The sequence below is a fragment of the Trebonia sp. genome (assembly GCF_049794275.1).
In the GTDB taxonomy this organism is placed as follows: Bacteria; Actinomycetota; Actinomycetes; order Streptosporangiales; family Streptosporangiaceae; genus Trebonia.
In genome coordinates this window covers 1-2,457 of sequence record NZ_JBARCR010001229.1, presented here as the reverse complement: position 1 = coordinate 2,457, position 2,457 = coordinate 1, and the positions used below count along the sequence as shown (strand labels likewise).

The following is a 2,457-nucleotide window of genomic DNA, read 5'->3' as shown; positions in this document are numbered from 1 at the left end:
CCCCTCGTACAGTGCCTCGATCGCGTCCGCCCCCGCCGTGTGCAGCCGCCGCTGCTCTTCCGCGCTCAGCCCGGCGGCCACCGCCGCACGGACCAGCGCATGCGAGAAGCGGTAGTCGCCGGGATGGTCACCGGCCACCACGAATCCGGCGGCCCGGCATTCGTCCAGCGGACCGAGCAGGCTGAGCACGGGCACGCCAAGCATCCGGGCCACCACGCCGGCCGAGAAGCTGTTGCCAGCCACCGCGGCAGTCCGCAGCAGCGCCTGGGCAGGCTCCGACACCTGGGCGAGCCGGTAGGCCGTGGCGTCAACCACCCGTCCTGGCACCGAACCTGGACCGTGGCGGCGTTGCTCCACGAGCATGCGGGCCAGCTCCCGGACCAGGAACGGGTTACCGTCCGTCTCGGCGTGCACCTTGTCCACTTGGTCCGCGTGGGCGGGCAGCCCGGCGGCGCGCAGCAGCTCCTCGATGGCCTGGGCGGTCAGGCCGTGCAGGTCCACCCGGTCCGCGTTGGCCTCCGCCGACAGGCGGAGCAGGGTCTCATCGCCCGCGCCTGGCGAGGCCCGGTAGCTGGCGAAGACCAGCATGCGGGTCCCGTGCAGCTGGCGCACGAGATCGGTGAGCAGGGCCGCGGACGCCTCGTCCGCCCACTGCAGATCGTCGAACACCAGCAGTAGCCCGGCCGGCCCGGCGGCCTCCGCCAGCCGCCGGCGCACCTCGGCGAACAGCGCGAACCGGTGCGCGCTGCCAGCATCGGCGCTCTCGGCCAGGACGGGCCGGGCGGCGTCGCCGAAGACATGCGACCACAGGTCCTGCCGGGATCCGCCCCAGGCGTCGCCGCGGATGGCGGGCTCGTCCAAGACCGGCCGCCATAGACCGTACGGCGGCGAGCTGTCCCTGTCGGCCGCGCGAGCCCACGCCACCGGCACGCCCCTGGCGGCGGCCGCGGCGGTGAGCTCTTCGCCCAGGCGGGTCTTCCCGATTCCCGACTCGCCGGTGCACAGCACCAGACGCCCCTGTCCCGCCAGCGCGTCGTCAAAGAGGCGCGTGACCCGAGACAGCTCGCGGTCACGGCCCACCATCAGCGCGGCCACGTCGGCCGCCCCGCCCCCCACGGCGCAACAATAAGCGCGGGAGGCCATGGCTGCCTAGAGTCGCTCTCTCGTCACGAGAAGCGGGCGGTCGAGGCGAGCGCGGCGGCCTCTGTTCCCGCGTCGTACTCGTAGATCCACCGCCTGTCGGTGAGCTGGCTGCCCGAGCTGTCGTAGCCGGCGCCGTTGCGCCTGGAGCCGAGCTGGACTTGCGCCGTCCGGTCCCGCCGCAGCTCCTCATATGCGGCCAGCGCTCGCGGCACGCCTGCCGGACTCGCGCAGGCGCCGAGCAGCTCGGCCAGCGCCACCGCGTCCTCCAGCGCCTGGTTCACGCCCTGCCCCAGGTGCGGCAGCATCGGGTGCGCCGCGTCCCCGAGCAGCGTCAGGCGCCCGCTGCTCCACCGCGGCAGCGGCACCCGGTCGTACATCCCCCACTGGAACCCGCTGCCGCCCGGCCCGGTGATCGCGGCGATGATCTCCCCGATGACCGGGTCCCAGCCGGTGAAGTGCGCGGCCAGCGCCGCCGGGTCGCCGGCCGCCGACCACGACTCGCGGACGGACGTGCCCGACTGGACGAAGCCGACGTAGTTCAGCAGCTGGCCGGCGCGGACCGGGAAGACCAGGAAGTGCTTGCTCTCGCCGACCCACATCCGCATCGTGCCGGCCGGGTAGCCGGCCATGGACGGCACCAGGCCGCGGTAGGCGACGACTCCGGAGAACACGGGCTCCGCCGGATCGACCACGAACCCCTGCAGCACGGAGTGAATGCCGTCTGCTCCGATCACGACGTCCGCCGTGACCGACGTCCCGTTACCGAACCCGATGGTGACGGCGTCGGCATCCTGGCCGGCGTCCGTGCACCGGTGCCCGGTGCGCACCGTGCCCGGCGGCAACTGCTCCGCGAGGAGCGCGAGGAGATCGGCCCGGTGGATGCCCACGTTCCGCCCGGGCTGCGCGAACTGGTGCGGTTCGTGCCGCGCGGGCTGCCCGTCGGCAAGCCGTAGCTGGGTCGAGACGTGCCGCGCGCCCAGTCGCTGGATTCCCTCGCCCACCCCGAGCCTGTCGAGCATCCGCAGTCCGTTGGGCGCCAGCGACACCCCGGCGCCGACCTCGGTCAGCTCCCGCGCCTGCTCGTAGACCTGCACGTCGATCCCGGCCCGGGCCAGCGCGACCGCCGCCGCCATCCCGCCGATTCCGCCGCCGACCACCACCGCCCGCAGCGCCACGCCTTCGCCCTCCTCGTCTCTGGTCCGGCCAGGTCCTCGAACCTAAGCGGGCGGGCCGCCGGTCAGCTTGAACCAGCGGCGTACCCGGACGGGCGGCTCGGCCAGCGCGATGGCGGCTGACGGGAGGGTGGGCTTCGGG

2 protein-coding genes are annotated in these 2,457 nt (G+C 74.0%); both read right to left on the bottom strand.

Annotated features, from left to right (window positions below; genetic code table 11):
* A partial coding sequence (locus WA805_RS30155) for an ATP-binding protein (RefSeq protein ID WP_425244021.1) occupies positions 1-1,116 on the bottom strand: 1,116 nt, incomplete at its 3' end.
* Between the two features lie 50 nt (positions 1,117-1,166).
* Positions 1,167-2,318, bottom strand: a complete 1,152-nt coding sequence (locus WA805_RS30150) for an FAD-dependent monooxygenase (RefSeq protein ID WP_422285891.1) — start codon at positions 2,316-2,318, stop codon at positions 1,167-1,169.
* Positions 2,319-2,457: the final 139 nt, after the last annotated feature.